The organism is Carboxylicivirga fragile, from assembly GCF_050589805.1.
GTDB classification, from domain to species: Bacteria; Bacteroidota; Bacteroidia; order Bacteroidales; family Marinilabiliaceae; genus Carboxylicivirga; species Carboxylicivirga fragile.
In genome coordinates this window covers 17,795-36,814 of the sequence record NZ_JBNGOY010000019.1, presented here as the reverse complement: position 1 = coordinate 36,814, position 19,020 = coordinate 17,795, and the positions used below count along the sequence as shown (strand labels likewise).

Annotated in this window: 14 protein-coding genes; 12 read left to right on the top strand and 2 right to left on the bottom strand. The window is 35.8% G+C overall.

Translation table 11 applies throughout. The annotated features are described in order from the left end of the window. The first annotated feature begins 124 nt into the window (after positions 1 to 124). Positions 125 to 2,116, top strand: a complete 1,992-nt coding sequence (locus ACRD7B_RS10150; RefSeq protein ID WP_430824432.1) for an OmpA family protein — start codon at positions 125 to 127, stop codon at positions 2,114 to 2,116. Positions 2,117 to 2,148: 32 nt separating this feature from the next. Here ACRD7B_RS10150 and ACRD7B_RS10145 read toward each other — a convergent pair whose 3' ends face one another. Beyond that, positions 2,149 to 2,556 (bottom strand): response regulator, encoded by a 408-nt coding sequence (locus ACRD7B_RS10145; protein ID WP_430824431.1) that lies wholly within the window; start codon positions 2,554 to 2,556, stop codon positions 2,149 to 2,151. 255 nt (positions 2,557 to 2,811) lie between these two features. Between ACRD7B_RS10145 and ACRD7B_RS10140 the strand changes: the two genes are divergently transcribed. From ACRD7B_RS10140 to ACRD7B_RS10125, 4 genes are all read left to right on the top strand, one after another. Continuing rightward, positions 2,812 to 5,406, top strand: a complete 2,595-nt coding sequence (locus tag ACRD7B_RS10140; protein WP_430824430.1) for a serine hydrolase domain-containing protein — start codon at positions 2,812 to 2,814, stop codon at positions 5,404 to 5,406. Positions 5,407 to 5,630: 224 nt separating this feature from the next. Further along, entirely contained in the window at positions 5,631 to 7,613 is a 1,983-nt protein-coding gene (locus ACRD7B_RS10135; RefSeq protein WP_430824429.1) for a glucosamine-6-phosphate deaminase, read from the top strand. Positions 7,614 to 7,764: 151 nt separating this feature from the next. Continuing rightward, positions 7,765 to 8,415, top strand: coding sequence for a BamJ family beta-barrel-assembly machinery protein (bamJ, locus tag ACRD7B_RS10130; RefSeq protein WP_430824428.1), 651 nt, complete (start codon positions 7,765 to 7,767; stop codon positions 8,413 to 8,415). 256 nt (positions 8,416 to 8,671) lie between these two features. Beyond that, on the top strand, positions 8,672 to 11,884 hold the full coding sequence (locus ACRD7B_RS10125; RefSeq protein WP_430824427.1) for a S41 family peptidase: 3,213 nt from the start codon (positions 8,672 to 8,674) through the stop codon (positions 11,882 to 11,884). Positions 11,885 to 11,968: 84 nt separating this feature from the next. Here the strand turns inward: ACRD7B_RS10125 and ndk are convergent, their stop codons facing one another. Continuing rightward, positions 11,969 to 12,400: a nucleoside-diphosphate kinase gene (gene ndk / locus ACRD7B_RS10120; RefSeq protein ID WP_430824426.1), complete on the bottom strand. Its 432-nt coding sequence runs from the start codon at positions 12,398 to 12,400 to the stop codon at positions 11,969 to 11,971. 101 nt (positions 12,401 to 12,501) lie between these two features. Between ndk and ACRD7B_RS10115 the strand changes: the two genes are divergently transcribed. The 7 genes from ACRD7B_RS10115 to ACRD7B_RS10085 all read left to right on the top strand — a co-directional run bounded on the left by ACRD7B_RS10115 (position 12,502) and on the right by ACRD7B_RS10085 (position 18,877). Further along, on the top strand, positions 12,502 to 13,530 hold the full coding sequence (locus ACRD7B_RS10115) for a DHH family phosphoesterase (RefSeq protein ID WP_430824425.1): 1,029 nt from the start codon (positions 12,502 to 12,504) through the stop codon (positions 13,528 to 13,530). Then, the gene (locus ACRD7B_RS10110; RefSeq protein WP_430824424.1) at positions 13,514 to 14,062 is read left to right on the top strand and encodes an FKBP-type peptidyl-prolyl cis-trans isomerase; all 549 of its coding nucleotides are present in this window, start codon (positions 13,514 to 13,516) and stop codon (positions 14,060 to 14,062) included. The genes ACRD7B_RS10115 and ACRD7B_RS10110 overlap by 17 nt, the downstream gene beginning before the upstream one ends. Before the next feature lie 98 nt (positions 14,063 to 14,160). Next, entirely contained in the window at positions 14,161 to 14,775 is a 615-nt protein-coding gene (locus tag ACRD7B_RS10105) for an FKBP-type peptidyl-prolyl cis-trans isomerase (RefSeq protein ID WP_430824423.1), read from the top strand. A 76-nt stretch (positions 14,776 to 14,851) separates the two neighbouring features. Continuing rightward, positions 14,852 to 15,517: a NigD1/NigD2 family lipoprotein gene (locus tag ACRD7B_RS10100; protein ID WP_430824422.1), complete on the top strand. Its 666-nt coding sequence runs from the start codon at positions 14,852 to 14,854 to the stop codon at positions 15,515 to 15,517. A gap of 338 nt (positions 15,518 to 15,855) precedes the next feature. Further along, positions 15,856 to 17,109, top strand: a complete 1,254-nt coding sequence (locus ACRD7B_RS10095; RefSeq protein ID WP_430824421.1) for an MFS transporter — start codon at positions 15,856 to 15,858, stop codon at positions 17,107 to 17,109. Positions 17,110 to 17,208: 99 nt separating this feature from the next. After that, a complete protein-coding gene (locus ACRD7B_RS10090; protein WP_430824420.1) occupies positions 17,209 to 18,183 on the top strand; it encodes an ROK family protein in 975 nt (324 codons plus the stop codon). 124 nt (positions 18,184 to 18,307) lie between these two features. Continuing rightward, positions 18,308 to 18,877, top strand: coding sequence for a TetR/AcrR family transcriptional regulator (locus ACRD7B_RS10085; RefSeq protein WP_430824419.1), 570 nt, complete (start codon positions 18,308 to 18,310; stop codon positions 18,875 to 18,877). Positions 18,878 to 19,020: the final 143 nt, after the last annotated feature.

Below are 19,020 nucleotides of genomic sequence, written 5' to 3'. Positions count from 1 at the left end.
TTGCTTATTTAGCTAGTCTGTTTTAAATAGATGTATTTGATTATATTGTATTTTTATCACGATCATAGTACGTAATTGTAAAGCAAGTACTCAGATGCTACGATAATAATTTTAAATGTATATAATGAGATTGAAATTTTCATTGGCAAATGTTTTATCCACTCTAATATTATTGATGGTGGTTTGTATTCCATCTAAAGCGCAAAAAAAAGATAAATGGAGCCTTCATACGAAATCTAAAAAAGCAGTTGCCATTTATACTTCTGCTACCGAGATGTACACAAAAGACAAGGTGGATGAAGCTCTTGGTTTATTGGACGATGCAATTAAAAAGGATAAGAATTTTATAGATGCCTATTTGTTAAAAGCAGATATTTATTTTAGAAAGGCGGAATACGAAAAGGAGATAGCTTGTATTGAGCGGGCTATAGCAATTGATAGCACTTATTTTGTTTCAGCTTTTTATAACATGGGAGTTGCCAAATTTAATACAGGTGAGTATGCGGTTGCGATAGATTGGTTGAACCGTTACAAGGCTAAAACACGTTCGAAACGATCGAAGGCTAAAGCTGATGCTTATATTGTAAAAGCAAATTTTGCTGATAAAGCAATAAAGAATCCTGTTCCGTTCGAGCCTATTAATATGGGTGATAAAATTAATAGTAATTACGATGAGTATTGGCCTAGTATAAGTGCTGACGGTGAGCATCTAATCTATACGGTGCTGGTTCCACGTAATGAGCAAGCATTTATAGAAAAAGACCTTCAGAAGAATGTTGTTAATTTTCGTGAAGATTTTTACACTTCGTATTATTTAAATGCAGATTGGACAGATCGGGTTGAAGTGGTTTCAATTAATACCGATCTGAATGAGGGTGCCCAAACACTTAGTGCGGATGGGAATTGGATGTTCTTCACCGCCTGTGGTCGAAATGATACCAAAGGTAGTTGCGATATTTATTTCTCAAAAAGAACCATTGATGGCTGGAGTAAACCGGTAAATATTGGCGGACCTGTTAATTCACCTTTTTGGGAGTCACAACCTTGTTTTTCAGCCGATGGTCGAACTTTGTTTTTTGTTAGTAGTCGTCCCGGGGGTATAGGACAAAAAGATATTTGGAAATCAAGACTGATCGGTTATAAACGTGATGGTTCCCCTTTTTTCGGCGAGCCTGAGAATTTGGGCAGCAATGTGAATACTTCTGGAAATGAAAACTCGCCATTTATTCATCACGATAATCAAACACTTTACTTTTCGTCGGATACTTGGCCAGGAATGGGAAAGATGGATTTATTTCTAACACGATTGAAGGCCAATGGAGACTGGCAAGAACCTCAAAATTTGGGTTACCCTTTAAATACTTCAAATGATGAGATCGGTTTGGTAATTAATGCAAAAGGTGATATGGCCTTCTTTTCTTCAGATGGTTTAAGTGAAAAAAATACGGGTAAGGATATCTACAAGTTTGAAATGCCGCAAGAGATACGTCCAATTCCTGCTGCTTACGTGAAGGGCCGTGTGTTTGATAAGGATACAAAGGAACAATTAAATGCCTATTTAAAGGTCAACGATATAGATGAGGCACAAACTGTAGTAAATGCCGAATCAACCGACTTTTCAGGTGAATTTTTATTTTGCTTGGCAAGTGGTAAGCAATATGGTTTGAGTGTTGAGAAAGAAGGTTATTTGTTTTATTCGAGTTATTTTAATGTTGCCGACGAAGCCTCGGTTGATAACCCTCAGGTATTAGATGTTTATTTGAGTAAGATCAAAGCAGGAGAGCGCATAATTCTTCGAAACGTATTTTTCGAAACAGATTCTTATCTGTTAGCAGAGAGTTCAAATGTAGAGTTGGATCAGGTAATAAAGTTGTTACAATTGAATGAAAGCATAAAAGTTGAAATTGGTGGCCATACCGATAATGTTGGTAGTGTTGAGTACAATAAGCAGTTGGCTAAACGAAGAGCTAAGCAGGTTTACGATTATTTGATTGCAGGCGGTATTGCCAAGGAACAATTAAGTTACAAAGGTTACGGACAGAGTCAGGCAATTGATTCTAATGATACTGAAGAGGGAAGAGCTAAGAACAGACGAACAGAAGTGAAAATATTATAGCATAAAAAAAGCTGCCCTAAGGCAGCTTTTTTTTATTTGTTAAGATATTTAGATAATGTATCCATCAATATTTGTAATCGAATCGGTTTGGGTAAATAATCATCGCACCCCGCTTCTAAGCATTTTTCACGCTCTCCCGACATCACGTGAGCTGTTTGCGCAATAATAGGAATTTCAGCATCAATCTTTTTGATTTCACGAGTGGCAGTGTAGCCATCCATTATTGGTAACTGAAGATCCATTAATACTAAATCAATTCTATTGGCCTGAAATAGTGTAATGGCTTCTTTGCCATCTTTAGCCCATAAAATTTTAGCATTTGTTTTACGTAAAGCTGCATCAAAGAATATTTTATTTGTATCAACATCTTCAACAACTAAAATTACTTTGTCTTCCCAGTTCTGAACCAGTGAATTATTTAACGAATCAGTTCCACTCATGTTATTATAAGATCGGATTAGTACCCACTTTAATCATTCTAAAATATAGTTTGTTTTAGAATTATCCAAAAATGAATCTAAAAACATGACTATACTTAAACACAAAACTACTAATTAAAGTTATAAAAACGCTATTTATTCTTTCATTATTCAATAAATACCTTTGTGTTTTATAATATTAAAAGTTCTTTGATGCTGGCAATAGATTGTATAATTTCGTGCGTATTGTTGAAAAGTAGGAGATTATATTATTATATGGGAAGATTGAAGGTGGCTATAATAACAATGGTATTTCATTGTATTGTATGCTTTGGAATGGTTTCGCAGGAAACTGTTATTGTTGAGGATAGTCTGGAGTGGAAGTTGGCTCAATTATTTGTTGTAAAAGCAGAGAATGTTTCGAATACGTATGTTTTACCAGGGTTTATTATAAACAGGCGCTTGCCAGTTGAGAAGAACGGAACTAATAATTTACGATACCTTATTGATTTCCGTGAAGCTGGTGTTGATTCTTTAACCATTCCATCTCCACCTGCTGACTTGTTGAATTCTATTAATAATAGTGCTATAAGGACATCTTTTGTTGACGCTGCTTTAAAATACAGTGTTACGAACAATGCCAATGGTGTAGTTATTTCTGATGAAGAAAAGATAACTACCATGTATTTATACCAGGATACACTTTTAAATAATTCGAAATTTAAGCTGCACACATTTCCGGATGATTTATTATCAATTTTGTCTTCTAAACATGAATTAAATTATGAGATTACCGGTCCGAAAACAATTTTTCCCGCGCCCGATTTTGATTTTGAACATGTTCTTGGAATTGAAAAAGTTGAACTAGGTGTTTCTTTCGAAGAGTTATTGAAGCAGGATATTCTCTTCTATTCCGATGACTTTGAATTGGATCATAAACAATTAGTTCGTGCTTTTAAGGATAAACTCATAGAAGAATCGTTGTTAGATGAAGCGCTTGAAAGACGTAATTCTAAGATAGGACAGCTTAATCGTCATCATATTAAGTCAACAGATAAAGAATTGATTTCGGAGCAATTGATATTGCGTTATAAAGTGTATCAACATTCGATGTCGATGTATTCGAAAACAAATGATTTACCTGGCGATAAAATTAATGCTGTTGATGGTGTAATACGCGATTATCGATCTCAGAAAAATGATATTTTTTTGAATAGAGCAAAGTTTTACAAACCAAAAACACGATTGGTCGGTGACATAACATCTGCAGATAGTTTGCTGATAATGTTGTGCGATTCGCCAGATAGTTTAATTAGCATAACAGAGGAAATACGATTAAACCAAGTACCTAAAAAATGTTATAAAGTACTTTTGGTAAGTGCACAGTCAGCCTCATTCTTTAATTCCTCCTTGATGCAAATGTTTGATGTCGTTCTTATTGCAGAGCAAGGTATGTATCATACTTGGGATTTGATGGCTCAAGCCTTATATGGTGGATTAAGTGTTAATGGAGTTGGACTTAATGGAAAGGAATTGCTGGAGCAAGGGTTCAAAAGACACAGCACTCAAAAAACGCGCATCGGTTTTAGCTTTCCTGAATATGCAGGTATTCCCCAAGACTCAATTTCGAAAATTAATGAATTAATAAGAGAAGCTATAAAAGAGAAGGCTACTCCTGGAGCTCAATTATTAATTGCTCGCTCTGGAAGTATTGTATATCAGGAATCGTATGGCTTTCATACCTATTCTAATAAACGAAACGTAGAAAACAATCATTTGTACGATGTTGCTTCCTTAACCAAAATTGCAGTGACTTTTCCGGTTGTGATGCAGTTGGTTGAGCAAGGAAAACTAAACCTGGATGAAAGGCTGGAAACATATATTCCGGAGATTGATACTACAGATAAAAAAGATATAAGCATATCAGAGTTGTTGCTACATGAAAGCGGTTTAAGAAGTTACATTCCTTTTCATCGGAATGCCATTAATAAGGAATCGTTAAGGGACAAACCTCTTTTTAGTAGAAGGTATTCATCAACCTATAACATAAAGCTTGATAACTGGTTGTATCAGAATAGACATGCGCGCTATAGGCCTGATGTATTCAGTCGAAAACCAGATTCTGCGCATACGGTTGAATTATCGACTAATATGTATATGAGTGAACTTTATAAAGATTCAATGTTAGCTCATATATATGCTTCTGAACTTCGTGAGACTAAGGAATACCTATACAGCGATTTAGGATATCATCTACTTGAAAAAGCAATTGAGCCTTTAATGGAGCATAATCTTGATCATAAGTTTGAAGCGAACTATTCTAATAGGATAGGTGCAAATAGCTTAGTTTATAATCCATTAAGTAGTTTTGACTTAAACGAAATTGTTCCCAGTGAAAAGGATTTGGGCTTTCGAAAAGAGTTGCTACACGGCTATGTGCACGATCAAAGTGCTGCCATGATGGGCGGAGTATCGGCTCACGCTGGCTTATTTGCCAATGCAGGAGATTTGGCAAAAATGTCGCAACTTTTTTTAAATAAAGGAAAGTATGGAGGGGTAGAGTATTTTAATCCTGCTACCATTGAGCATTTTACCAAACGCCAGAATAACACCAACCGACGAGGTTTAGGGGTGGATAAGCCTGAACATGATCCTGATAAGTCTAGTCCTGTGTCACGCCTAGCTTCTCCTGCTTCATACGGGCATACGGGTTTTACGGGAACCATTCTTTGGATTGATCCTCAATACGATTTAATATACATCTTTCTATCCAACCGAATTCATCCAAGAGCTTATAACAAGAAGCTCATAGAAATGAATGTTCGCACAAATATTCAGGACATCATTTACAATTCAATTATTCCAAATTAAACACCTAGATCAACATTTTGAAGTTACTGCTTGTTATTAATAGTGGTTAATTTATAATGCTACAAACAGGCATGGTTTTGAATTAAAAGCTAAGTGAAAGCTTTCGAAAGCTTATATTTTAACACTATTTAGTTATTTTATCTTTGTTTTTCACTGTTTTTAATCATTATAAATTATAAATTTGTAGCTCTCTTAAAACTAAAATTGTACTAACTAGAATTGTCATGATAGAAAAATTCAATCAGAAGATTTCGCCGGCGGGAAAATTTAAGAACGAGGGGTATCACAATGATCCTTATTTAAGGGCCCTGATCACAAAGCACGAAAACATTTCTACAAAAATTTATGGATCGTCAACCGATGGGTCTAAAGCTGTTGCTTCTGAAATAGCTTCGATAATAAAAATTAAAGAATTAGAAGGTAATAAATGTGTACTTGGTTTAGCTGTTGGTTCTGCGCCAAGCGAAGTATACGAAGAATTAATTCGCCTTCATAAAGAGGAAGGTTTAAGTTTCAAAAATGTAGTGGTATTTAATGTGATGGAGTATTATCCTATCGCGCCTAAAGCTTTACAAAGTTTTAGTAGAAATATTCGTGAAACATTTTTCAATCACATTGATCTACTTCAAGAAAATATTAATGATTTAGATAGTACTATAGAGCAAGAAAAGATATATGATTTCTGTCGTGCCTATGAAGAAAAGATTGAAAAGGTAGGTGGAATTGACATTCAAATATTAGGTATTGGACGTACAGGGCATATTGGTTTGAACGAACCGGGTGCATCTGGTAATTCGCTTACACGTATTGTATCATTGGATGATATAACACGTACTGAAGCAGCTTCTGATTTCTTTGGTAAAGATAAGGTACCGCGCAAAGCCATTACAATGGGGGTTAAAACCATTCTTAATGCCAAGCGTGTGCGTTTATTAGCTTGGGGTGAAGGAAAAGCCAATATTATTAAGAAAACAATTGAAGGTGATGTAATAGAAGAGGTGCCAGCATCGTTTTTACAGAATCATGAAAATTGTAAAGTAATATTAGATGAAGCAGCTTCCAATGAATTAACTAGAGTGAAAACCCCTTGGTTAATTGATAGTGTAGAGTGGACAGATCGTTTGATTAAGAAAGCGGTTGTTTGGCTTTGTCAAAAAGTGAATAAGCCAATTTTAAAGCTAACCGATCGTGATTATAACGATAACGGTATGGGTGATATCTTGGCAGAGAAAGGTTCATCGTATCAGGTAAATATCAAGATATTTAATGAGTTACAGCATACCATAACCGGTTGGCCAGGAGGTAAGCCAAATGCAGATGATACCTATCGCCCTGAACGTAAGGAGCCGTTTCCTAAGCGTGTTATTATATTTAGCCCACATCCCGATGATGATGTAATTTCAATGGGAGGAACCATGCTACGTTTAGTAGACCAGGGGCATGAGGTTCATGTGGCTTATCAGGTGTCTGGTAACCTGGCTGTTTCTGACGATGATGTATTGCGTTATATCGATTTTATTGGCGACTATGTTCAAGGATTGGGTGGCGATAATAAAGTCTTGAAAGAAGAGCACGATAAAATTCGTAAGTTCTTGGCAAACAAGAAACATGATCAGGTTGATTTGCCTGAGATCAGACGAATTAAAGGTTTGATACGTGTTGGAGAAGCGAAAGCCGGATGTCGTTATGCCAATGTTAAAGATGAAAATGCGCATTTCTTACATATGCCATTTTACGAAACTGGTGGTGTAGAAAAGAAACCTATTGGTAAAGAAGATATTAAAATAATAGCCGATTTAATTAAAGAGGTTAAACCGCATCAAATATATGCAGCAGGCGATTTGTCTGATCCGCATGGAACACACCGTGTGTGTTTAGATGCTATTTTTAAAGCCATCGATCAGCTTAAGAAAGAAGCCTGGATGAAAGACTGCTGGGTTTGGTTGTATCGTGGAGCATGGCATGAGTGGGAAATTAATAACATCGAGATGGCTGTTCCTATTAGCCCGGACGAGTTGGTTCGCAAACGTAATGCTATCTTCAAGCACCAGTCTCAGAAGGATGGAGCAATGTTTTTAGGTGGTGATAATCGTGAGTTCTGGCAACGTGCAGAAGATCGAAACCGTGGAACAGCTAATTTATACAATGCACTTGGAATGGCCGAGTATGAAGCCTTTGAAGCCTTTGTGCGCTACGAGTTTTTATAAGAATTGATTAGATTTTATTTATAGACTAAGGTGTCGGAAGTAATTTCGACACCTTTTTTTGTGCATCTGATTTTGATTGTAATCTTCGTTGTAGAAGACTGTTTATTCAACAATTTAAATATCTTTGAGCCAAATAAAATTAAACAAAGACATGATTAAATTAATTTCAAAATTAGCTTTAGGTGTAGGTATTGTATTAGGAGTTGTAGCTTGTCAACCAGGTGCAAGCAACCAAGCTGCCAAATTAGAAACACAAAATGATAGCTTGAGTTATAGCTATGGAGTAATGATAGCTAGTCAATTAAAGAATATTGAAAATATCGATGCAGATGCTGCTGCTGCAGGATTGCGTGAAGCTTTAAAGGATACTGCTCAATTAACAATGGAAGAAGCCAATAATATTCTTTCTTACGAGCAAAGAAAGCCAGGTATTGAATTTTTAGCTGAAAATTCAAAAAAAGAAGGTGTACAAGTTACTGCCAGTGGTTTACAATATAAGGTATTAGAAGAAGGTACCGGTAATTCACCAGTAGCGACTAACACAGTAAAAGTACATTATACAGGTACTTTAATGGATGGAACTAAATTTGATAGTTCTGTGGATAGGGGAGAGCCTATTGAGTTTCCTTTAAATGGAGTTATCCCAGGATGGACTGAAGGTTTGCAATTGATGAAAGAAGGTGGTAAAGCGATTCTTTATATTCCTTACGAATTAGGTTATGGTGAGCGTGGAGCTGGTCAGGTTATTCCTCCATTTGCAACTTTAATTTTCGAAGTTGAATTGATTGAAATAGTAGGATAAACTATTCTCATAAAAACAAATAAAGCTCTGTTCTTAATTGGACAGAGCTTTTTTTGTGACTATTTTATTTAGAAATTTATTACATTTAGGCCTAATAAGTCGTGCTATACATTTCCTAAGAACAATTTTACGCAAGTAGTCGTTTGATTAATACTTGGTTCCTGTAAAGTTGTACCCCATTCAAAAAGAATAATTAGATAGAGTTTCATCTTTTTATTGACTTAGATATTGTAGTTTAAATTTAAACCCAATTAATATGAAGTTTTTTAAATTGGCAGTATTACTGCTTATTTGTGGTCTTAGTTTTGAAAGTATAGCACAGCCTTTATGGATGCGTTATCCTTCCATCTCGCCTGATGGACAAGAAATAGTTTTTACTTATAAAGGCGATTTGTACAAGGTAAATGCGCAGGGTGGTGAAGCAATTCCTTTAACGATACATGCTGCTTACGATTACAAGCCAGTATGGTCACCTAATGGTGATTACATTGCATTTGCGTCAAATCGTCATGGTAATTTTGATGTGTATATTATTCCTTCAGAAGGAGGTAAAGCACGTCGATTGACTTATCATTCTAACCGTGAAGAACCAAGTAGTTTTACACCTGATGGAAGTTCTATTTTATTTTCAGCTCAAATATTAGATGATGTTAATAGTGCTCAATTCCCCTATGGTCGTTTTCCCGAATTATATAAAGTTGACATTGAAACATCGGATGTGTCGCAAATGTTAACTACACCTGCTGAATTAGCAAGAGTTAGCAAGGATGGCAGTTTTATGGTGTATCAGGATGTAAAAGGTTATGAAAATGAATGGCGAAAACATCACACATCTGCGGTAACTCGTGATTTGTGGAAATACGATATTAATAGCCAAAAGCATATTCAGTTAAGCGAGTTCAAAGGTGAAGATCGTCAGCCTGTTTTGGCAGCTGATCAAAACACTGTTTATTACCTAAGTGAGCAATTTGGCTCCTTTAATGTCTGCAAACTTAATTTGAATAAGCCTGAGGAGGTTTCTGCTGTTTCGAATTTTGAAAAGCATCCAGTTCGGTTTTTGAGCATTGCTGATAATGACTTAATGTGTTATGGGTATAATGGAGAAATCTATACACAACAGGATGGAAGCGAAGCTAAAAAAGTAGATATAACTATTGAACTTGATTTTAATAGCGATGATTTGCAATACATGAAATTGAGCCGCGAGGCAAATGAAATGGATTTGTCGCCCAATGGTAAAGAAATTGCTTTTATTGCAAGAGGCGAGGTTTTTGTAACATCGGTTGATTACGGAACTACCAAGCGAGTAACCAATACGCCTGAGCAGGAGCGTTCGGTTAGTTTTAGCCCTGATGGTCGTTCATTGGTTTATGCATCAGAAAGAAATGGTAGCTGGAATTTATATTCATCTAGTATTGTTGATGAAGATGAGTTGTATTTTGCTAACTCTACTGTGATAAAAGAAAAAGCTATTTTGGAAATTGAGGCGGAAACCTTTCAGCCACATTATTCACCTGATGGCAAAGAAGTTGCTTTTTTAGAGAATCGGGTTGCACTTAAGGTGGTTAACCTGGAAACAAAAGCTGTTCGATCAATCGTAGATGAAAAGTATAATTACTCGTATAGCGATGGCGATCAGTGGTATCAGTGGTCACCTGATGGCAAGTGGTTTACTTTATCATACTGTCCGCATCACTGGGTGATAAACCAAGTTGGTTTGGTGTCTTCCGATGGAACAGGTGAAGTAATTAACTTAACCAAAAGTGGTTATGGTGATTCACGACCTCAATGGATGATGGGTGGTAATGCACTTATTTGGTTTACCGATAAACACGGTTTGCGTAGTCATGGAAGTTGGGGAGCGCACGATGATGTGTACGCCATGTTCTTAAATCAGAAGAGCTATGATCAGTTTAAGCTGAGTAAAGAAGAATTGGAGTTAAAAGAGGCAGCTGAGAAAAATGCTAAAAAGGATGATGAAGAAAAGGAAGATGCTAAAAAGGAATCTTTAATTGATGTTAATCTTAAAAATATTGAAGACAGATTTGAACGTTTAACCATTCACTCTTCTAGTTTGGCTGGAGCTTTATTATCGCCCGAAGGAGATAAGTTGTATTATTTGTCACGATTTGAAAAAGGTCATGATCTTTGGTTGCACGATTTTAAGAAGAAGGAAACCAAAAAAGTAGCTTCTCTCGGAGGGCGAGGTGGTTTTATGCAAGCCGATTCAACCTTTAATAATTTATTCGTTTTCTCTGGTGGAAAAATAACTAAAATTAGTACTAAGGATAATAAAACAAAACCAGTTAGTTACAGTGCTGAACTATATTTAAATAAGCAAGCTGAGCGTGAAGCTATGTTTGAGCATGTATGGCGTCAAGTTAGTCGTAAGTGGTATCGACGCGACTTGCATGGAGTTGACTGGGATTTCTACAAAAAAGAGTATAAGCGATTTTTACCGCATATTAATAACAATTTCGATTATGCCGAAATGTTAAGTGAATTGCTTGGAGAAATGAATGGCTCACATACAGGCGCTCGTTATCGTGATAGGGCTTCTGGTGGAGATCAAACTGCTTATTTAGGTTTATTTTTTGATAACGATTATGTTGGAAATGGCTTGAAAATAGCAGAAGTAATGGATAAAAGTCCAGTGCTTAAAGAGGGATCTGCGATTAAAGCTGGTGTTGTTGTTGAAGAAATTGATGGTGTTGATGTGGATACACACACCAAGCTGTTTCAATTAATGAATCATAAGTCAGGTAAAGCTACCTTACTTAGTTTGCACAATCCTGCAAATGGAAAGCGCTGGACTGAAACTGTTAAACCAATTTCTTTACGACAAACAAATCAATTGTTGTATGAGCGATGGATCAAACAACGCAGAGAAGAGACCGAACGTTTATCTAATGGTAGAATCGGTTATGTACATGTTAGAGGAATGAACTCAAGTAGTTTCAGAGAATTTTATTCTGAGGTACTGGGGCGTAATCACGATAAAGAAGCTTTAATTGTTGATACGCGTTTTAATGGCGGAGGATGGCTACACGATGATTTGGTAACTTTCTTAAGTGGTAAGCGCTATGTGGATTATTATCCTGGAGGAAAGTTTTTTGGATCAGAACCTATTGCCAAATGGAACAAACCTTCATCGGTTTTAATTAGTGAAGGTAATTACTCTGATGCCCATGCCTTCCCATTCGCATATAATGCTTTGGAAATTGGTAAACTGGTTGGAATGCCAGTCCCTGGTACAATGACTGCTGTATGGTGGGAAACCTTACAGGATAATACATTGGTGTTTGGGATTCCACAGGTTGGTGCCAAAGATATGAATGGAGATTATTTGGAGAATCAACAACTGGAGCCAGATGTAAAAGTGAAAAATACTTATGAGGTAATGATTACAGGGCGTGATGAACAATTGGAAAAAGCAGTTGAGGAAATGCTTAAGGATTTGGATAACTAGTTTAAAGCTAATTTAAATGCATACAAAAGAGGCTGCTTCAAAATTGAAGTAGCCTCTTAATATTTTTATGAGTATTTAATTAAGCTACGGGTGTTTTTCTAACCATTCTTTCTTACTGAAAAAGAAAGTTGATTCACGTTCAGCGCTTTCATCACTGTCCGATCCGTGGATGGCATTTTTAGATTTACTAATCGCAAAGGTTTTTCTGATTGTGCCTTCTTCAGCTTCTTGAGGATCGGTACTGCCAATTAATTTTCTGAAATCAGCAACAGCATCGTCTTTTAATAGGATTGCTGCTACAATTGGACCCGATGACATGAAGTCAACTAAATCGCCGAAGAATGGACGTTCTTTATGTTCTGCGTAAAACTCCTCAGCATCTTCTGTTGTTAGTTTAACGGATTTGATAGCCGATATTCTAAAGCCCGCTTCTTCAATCATATTTAAAATAGCACCAATGTGTCTGTTTTTAACGGCGCCTGGCTTAATCATTGTAAGTGTTTTAATTCCTGCCATTTGTAGTAGATTTATTTGTAAAATGGTAAATATTTAAATTATTCAAGGGTTTAATGTTATCCTATCAATTTATTTATCTTTGCAACTCTAAGTTAAAAATAATGATGGACATCAAACACCAATCTCAAATAGATTTTTTCAAATCCTACGTAAACAACACTCAAAAGCTTGTAATTGTTCCACACAATAATCCTGATGGCGACGCTTTAGGTTCTTCACTGGGACTGTGTAATACTTTAAAAAATATGGGTAAGGAGGCTGTTGTTATTTCTCCCAACGAGTTTCCAGATTTTTTAAATTGGATGCATGGTGTAAATGATGTGCTCATTTACGATAAAAATGTAAAGAAAGCACAGCAATTAATAAGCGAAGCAGGCCTTGTTATATTTCTTGATTTTAATGCCTTATCAAGGATTAAGTGTATGGAGGCGTTTTTTAAAGAAGACACGACGCCACGAATAATGATTGATCACCATCCTTACCCTGAAAATGAAACGGCAGCGGTTCAAATAAGTGTACCAGAAGCGTCATCTACTTGTGAGCTGCTTTTTCAGGTATTAATTGAGTCAGGATTTGAAACTTCAATAACTAAAGAAGCGGCGGAATGTATTTATGCTGGTATCATGACAGATACCGGATCGTTAAACTATAATTCAAGTCGGCCTGATACCTACTTAATAGTTGCTAAGCTACTGGGTATGGGAATTGATAAGGAGCATATTCATCACATGATTTTCCATAACAATTCCTTTGATCGTATGCGTTTACTGGGCTACGCATTGGGCACTAAAATGGAACGTTTGCCAAAACAGAAAGCTGCCTTTATTGCATTAGGACAGGATGAATTAAAACGTTTTAATTTTAAGCCGGGAGATACGGAAGGGTTTGTTAATCAGGCTTTATGGATCGAAGGAGTTCAGGTTTCTGCTATGTTTACTGAAAAGAATAATTTGGTAAAAGCCTCATTTCGTTCGCGTAATGGTTTTCCTGCTAACAGGTTTAGCGAAACTTATTTTAACGGTGGTGGTCATTTTAATGCTGCGGGTGGAGAGTCTAAACTATCCTTAAGCGATACTATTGAGCGTTTTAAAACAACCTTAAAAGAGTTTTGCGATGAACATGGTTTTTAGAAATGTATTTCTGATTGTTGCATGTATTTCTTTGGCTTTTACTTTTTCGTGTAAGCAGAAGAAACAGAAGCAAAAAAAGGTGATTACCCGTGAGATGTTGTTGGAACACAATAGAAATTTAGTTGATCTTGAGAATAAAGTAATTCGCGATTATCTCGATACCATTGGCATTGAAATGCAACAAAGTAAAACGGGATTATGGTATAAGATAGATTCAGATTCAGTAGGAGAGACTGCTCGGGAGAAAGACATGGTGCATCTTAATTACAAGATTATGTTGATGGATAGTGCTGTTTGTTATTCTTCTGAAAAGAATGGCATGTGGAGTTTTGAGGTTGGCAAAGGAAGTGTTGAAACAGGAATTGAAGAGGGAATTTTATTGATGAGTGAGGGGGATGAAGCCAGTTTTATTTTACGACCAAATATGGCACATGGTCTGTCTGGCGATGGAGATAGAATACCGGGTAGAGCGATCTTACTATATCAACTTGAATTAATAAAAATTGATCGTTCAGAACACAAGAGTGAGTAAAGAAGGAATTGGTTTGAAGATTACGGAAAAATGGTTTTCTTTGTGGTCGTTTAACTTGACTTAATAAATACAAGCAAGCATTGCATCAATGATGAAAAATGCTTGTAAAAAAAATAGAAGGAAGATACCGTATGAAGATTCGTAATTCATTAAGATATAGCTTGTTTTTAATAGCATTATTAGCTTTTACTGTAGTGGCTTGTGAGGATAATTATAATCCATACAATCCACAGGAACAAATAGATGCTGAGAATAAATTGCTAGATGATTATTATAATGAATTGATAGATGGGGATTTGACGCGTTTGCAGGTAATGTCAGCATCTGCCTTCGATACTGTTGATCATAGACGTGAGTCAGGACTTATGCTATTTCACAATAAGGTTACAGATCTTGATTCAGTTGGTTTGTTTAAACAAGTTGGCTATCGTTACAAAGTATACAGTATTGGTCGCGATGAAACAAGTGGCGAAATTGTTGAAGTTGCACTAGATTCGAACTACTACAGTCCTTCTCCAGCGGTGTATACAACTTATATTATAAATGATGGTAATTCAGCGAAGGGAACAGGTGTCGCCTTGGGAATAAATGAGGCCATTCAACACATGCGAGAAGGAAGTAAGGCGACTATAATTTTGCCATCAAGTATCGGCGGAGTTAGTGGTTATTTTTCTACCAAATACGAACTTGAAGTTACCTATTTGGAGAATTAAAAAATAATTTAATTTTTTTATTTGTTTAAAGCAACCAACCCAAATTATATTCATCTTCTATTAAACTATTATAAAAATGAAGAAGTTGTTTTTTGGAGTATTTGTGGCTTTAATAGCCTCCTTATCGTCGTGCATGGACACTAGTTATGAACAAGCAGAGCAATCCATTATTAATATTGGTGTAACTTCCATGTTAGACAATGATTATCTGATTATAAATGATAGTGGCCAAAAGTTATTAGCTGTTTCAATACCAGGTGATTATGAGTATGAAGTAGGAACGAGGGTAAAGGTTGTTTTTAAGAATGCGGTAAAGGCTGAGGAAGGATTGGCTTATGATTATACAATTACAATAAGTGAAATTGAAGATATAACAGTTAAGGATCTTATTGTGATTGATGACCTTAATCGTGATACATTGGGCGATGCAGGTGTTCACTTTAATGATGTCTATATTTCCGGAAGGTATTTAAATGTGAATATGACTTTTGGAGCTTCTAACAAACCCCATTATTTTAATGTTAGTTACGATCCTGATGGGCAAAGCGAGGAAGAAGGGATACATACTCTTGTATTTCACCATAAAGATAACGATGATTATTGGGGTGCCACTTATAACGGATTCCTTAGTTATGATTTAAATAGTTTAGATGAAATTTTGCTACCTCCATACAAGATCCTATTTAAGGGCATTGATGCATATAATCAGGCCTATGAGAAAACAATAGATGTAGAAGAATAAGCTTTGTGATAATTAAGATATTTAAAGGTCGGCTCAAATGAGTTGACCTTTTTTAATACATTAATAAATTCGGAGTAGTAGGACTAGCTCCTTATTTAGAAGAAATACATTTAATCATTTCCAAACCTTGCAATTACTTAATTGAAGAGAAAATCGCCTATATTGCTATCAAATTTAAGTTTTATTCATTATTTATTGATGAGTTTAAAATCATTTTGGTATTTTCGGCTCGGATTGAAAAAAAGCACACATTATTAAGCAAGAATAAGGTATTGTCTAATTTTGAGAGATTAGGCATTTTATAAGTCTAAACTTAAAAGTATTAATTTAAAAGTATTATGAGTCAGCAAAAGAGTTATTTAGGGCCATTTTTAACAATGGTATTTTTATTTTTCATCGTTGGATTTCTAACGGTTGTTTTTCAGCAGTTTCAAAAGCCTTTAGAGTCGGCCTTTTTAGGTGCAGACAGTATTCAAGGGATAAAAAACACTTTATCTATTTTAGTAACTTTTACTTGGTTTTTGGCTTATCCGGTAATGGGTGGAACGGGAACGAAGTGGGTTGATAAATATGGTTACAAGAAAACCTTAATACGTGCCATGATTTTAATGGTATTTGGTTTATTGATTAGCGCAGGTTCGGCTTGGATTGGATCAATGGAGAATGCGGCGGCAATTGCTGGAATTCCTGTTGGATTTTTCGTTTTTCTTTTGGGATCGTTTGTTGTAGGTTCGGCAGCGACTGTAATGCAGGTTGTAATCAACCCTTACTTAACAGCTTGTGATGTAAAAGGAACTAGTGCAATTCAGCGAATTACCATTGGAGGTTCTTCCAACTCAATTGGTACAACCATTGCTCCATATTTTGTTGCAGGTATTGTTTTTGGTGGTGTTTCCATAGCAGATGTAAACATTAATCAAGTGTTATTGCCGTTTGTTTTACTAGCTGTTACAATCGCTATTGTTGTATTTATTGTAAGTAAGTTAACCTTACCTAATATTGAAGGAACAACGAACGAAGCAGGTGAAAAACTTGAAAAGAGCGTTTGGTCTTTTTCTCACCTTAAATTAGGAGTGATTGGACTTTTCTTCTACGTAGGTGTTGAAGTGGCAATTGGAGCAAATATCAATATGTATGCCGACTGGTTAGGTGGTAGTTTTGCTGAGGCAGCTTCGCGCATGGCTATGCTTTATTGGGGAGGTATGCTAGTTGGTCGTTTAATTGGTAGTACTTTAAGTAAAATTTCAGCTAAAACGCAGTTAGTAGTCACTTCTGGAGGTGCAACTGTATTGGTAATTATATCAATGGTAACTGGTAATCCTTGGTTCCTAGTTGTAATCGGTATGTTACATTCTATCATGTGGGGTGGAATATTCTCTTTAGCTGTAGCAGATTTAGGAAAATATACATCTAAAGCTTCTGGTGTCTTGATGATTGGTGTACTAGGTGGTGCTATCTTGCCACTTGTGCAAGGTATGATGGCCGATGCCTTAGGTGGAAATTGGGCATGGACTTGGACATTAGTTATTGCTGGTGAGTTGTACATTTTGTATTATGCACTTGTTGGTTCTAAGGTTCACCAAAAGGGCTAAGCTTTTTATATTAAAAAAATAAAATCATGACTTTCTAATTTATTAGAGAGTCATGATTGTTTTGAATAGATAGTTATTAACGAATTAAAAATTAATTAAATGAAAAAAGTATCAGTTGGTGTAGATATAGGCGGAACTAATACCGCTATCGGTGTTGTAGATGAATTAGGACATGTGTTAACGAAAGATTCTATTTCGACTCCTGATCATGGTGATATTAATCGCTATATTAATGATTTGGCTGGTGCTATTCGTAAATTAATTGATAATGCTAAGTTAATTAATGAAGACATTGAAGTTTTAGGTATTGGTATTGGTGCACCCAATGGAAATTATTATAACGGAACAATTGAGTATGCTCCTAATTTGTCTTTTAATGGGGTTGTGCCTTTAGTTGATCTGCTTAAGAAACATTTTGAAGACATTGAAGCCGTTGCTCTCACAAATGATGCTAATGCAGCTGCCATTGGTGAAATGATTTATGGTGGTGCCAAGGAAATGAAAAACTTTGTGATGTATACCTTAGGTACTGGTGTAGGTAGTGGAGTTGTTGTGAATGGCGATTTGGTGTATGGAGCGGATGGTTTCGCTGGAGAGTGCGGTCATACTACATTAATTCCTGGTGGTCGTTTATGTGGGTGTGGTGCTCTTGGGCATCTCGAAGCGTATTGTTCGGCACCAGGTATGAAACGTACTGCATTTGAGTTATTAGCAAAGTATAACGCAGGAGACAGTTTGTTGGCTGATAAATCATTTAAAGATTTAAACTCTAAAATGATTTATGATGCAGCTAAACAGGGAGATAAAGTTGCTTTGGAAGTCTTTGAACTGACTGGTCAGTATCTTGGTCAAGGTATTGCTGATACGGTTCATCACTTGAGTCCTGAGGCAATTTTCCTATTTGGAGGTCCAACGGCCGCTGGAGATTTAATTTTTGAGCCTACTATTAAAAGTATGGAAAATCATTTATTACCAATATTTAAAAATAAAATTAAGGTGCTGAAATCAGAGCTTGATGCTGGCGATGCCGCAATTGTTGGCGCTAGCGCCTTGGCCTGGAAAGAGCTAGGTTAATAGCTGTTTGATGATAAGACTTGAACTCCATTCATATTTGAATGGAGTTTTTTTGTGCTTAATGTTAAAAAATATAAAAAATAAGTACATTTGCATTAAATTCTTGTACTTACGAACATAATATATGAGTAAAAAGATACAGATTTACGAAGGTGCTATGGAGCTATTTGTGGCGAAAGGGTTCTCGGCTTCAGTTAATGAATTAATTGAGCGAATTGGCATTGCAAAGGGAACGCTTTATCATCATATATCAAGTAAAGATCAGCTGATAATTGATATATACAAACAATTAATGTTCGAGATAGAAGATAAGTGTGTTGACTCTAAACCAAGTGATAATCCGAAAGAAGATTCGAAACGTGTGTTTAGTCAGATCGTGAAATGGTTCATATCAAATCCTTCGAAATTCTACTATATCAATATTTTTGAATCAAGTCCATACGTTAAAGTAAACTTTGGTAGAGTAGAGGATACGCTTGAGGGGCCACGCAAGAATATTATGCAGAAAGTTAATATGGGTGTTCTTAAAGCTTATAAAACCGATATGATTGCATTTTTTGATTTTGCTTTTACGCGTGCAATGGCTAATTACTACTTGTCACTACCCAAGCCCTTAAAAAGTTTTAAAGATGAATTTGATGAGGCTTTTGATATGTATTGGGATGGAGTAGCTAATAAACAAGGGAAATATTAGATTAAGTAAATTTTGCTTTATTAACGTTTTTAGAGCTAATTGTTAAAAACTATTAAAAAAATGTTGATTACTTCACTTCAACTTTTTAGTATTTAAAATTAAATTAACACAATTTTAATCTTTATAAAACCGACCTGTCGGTC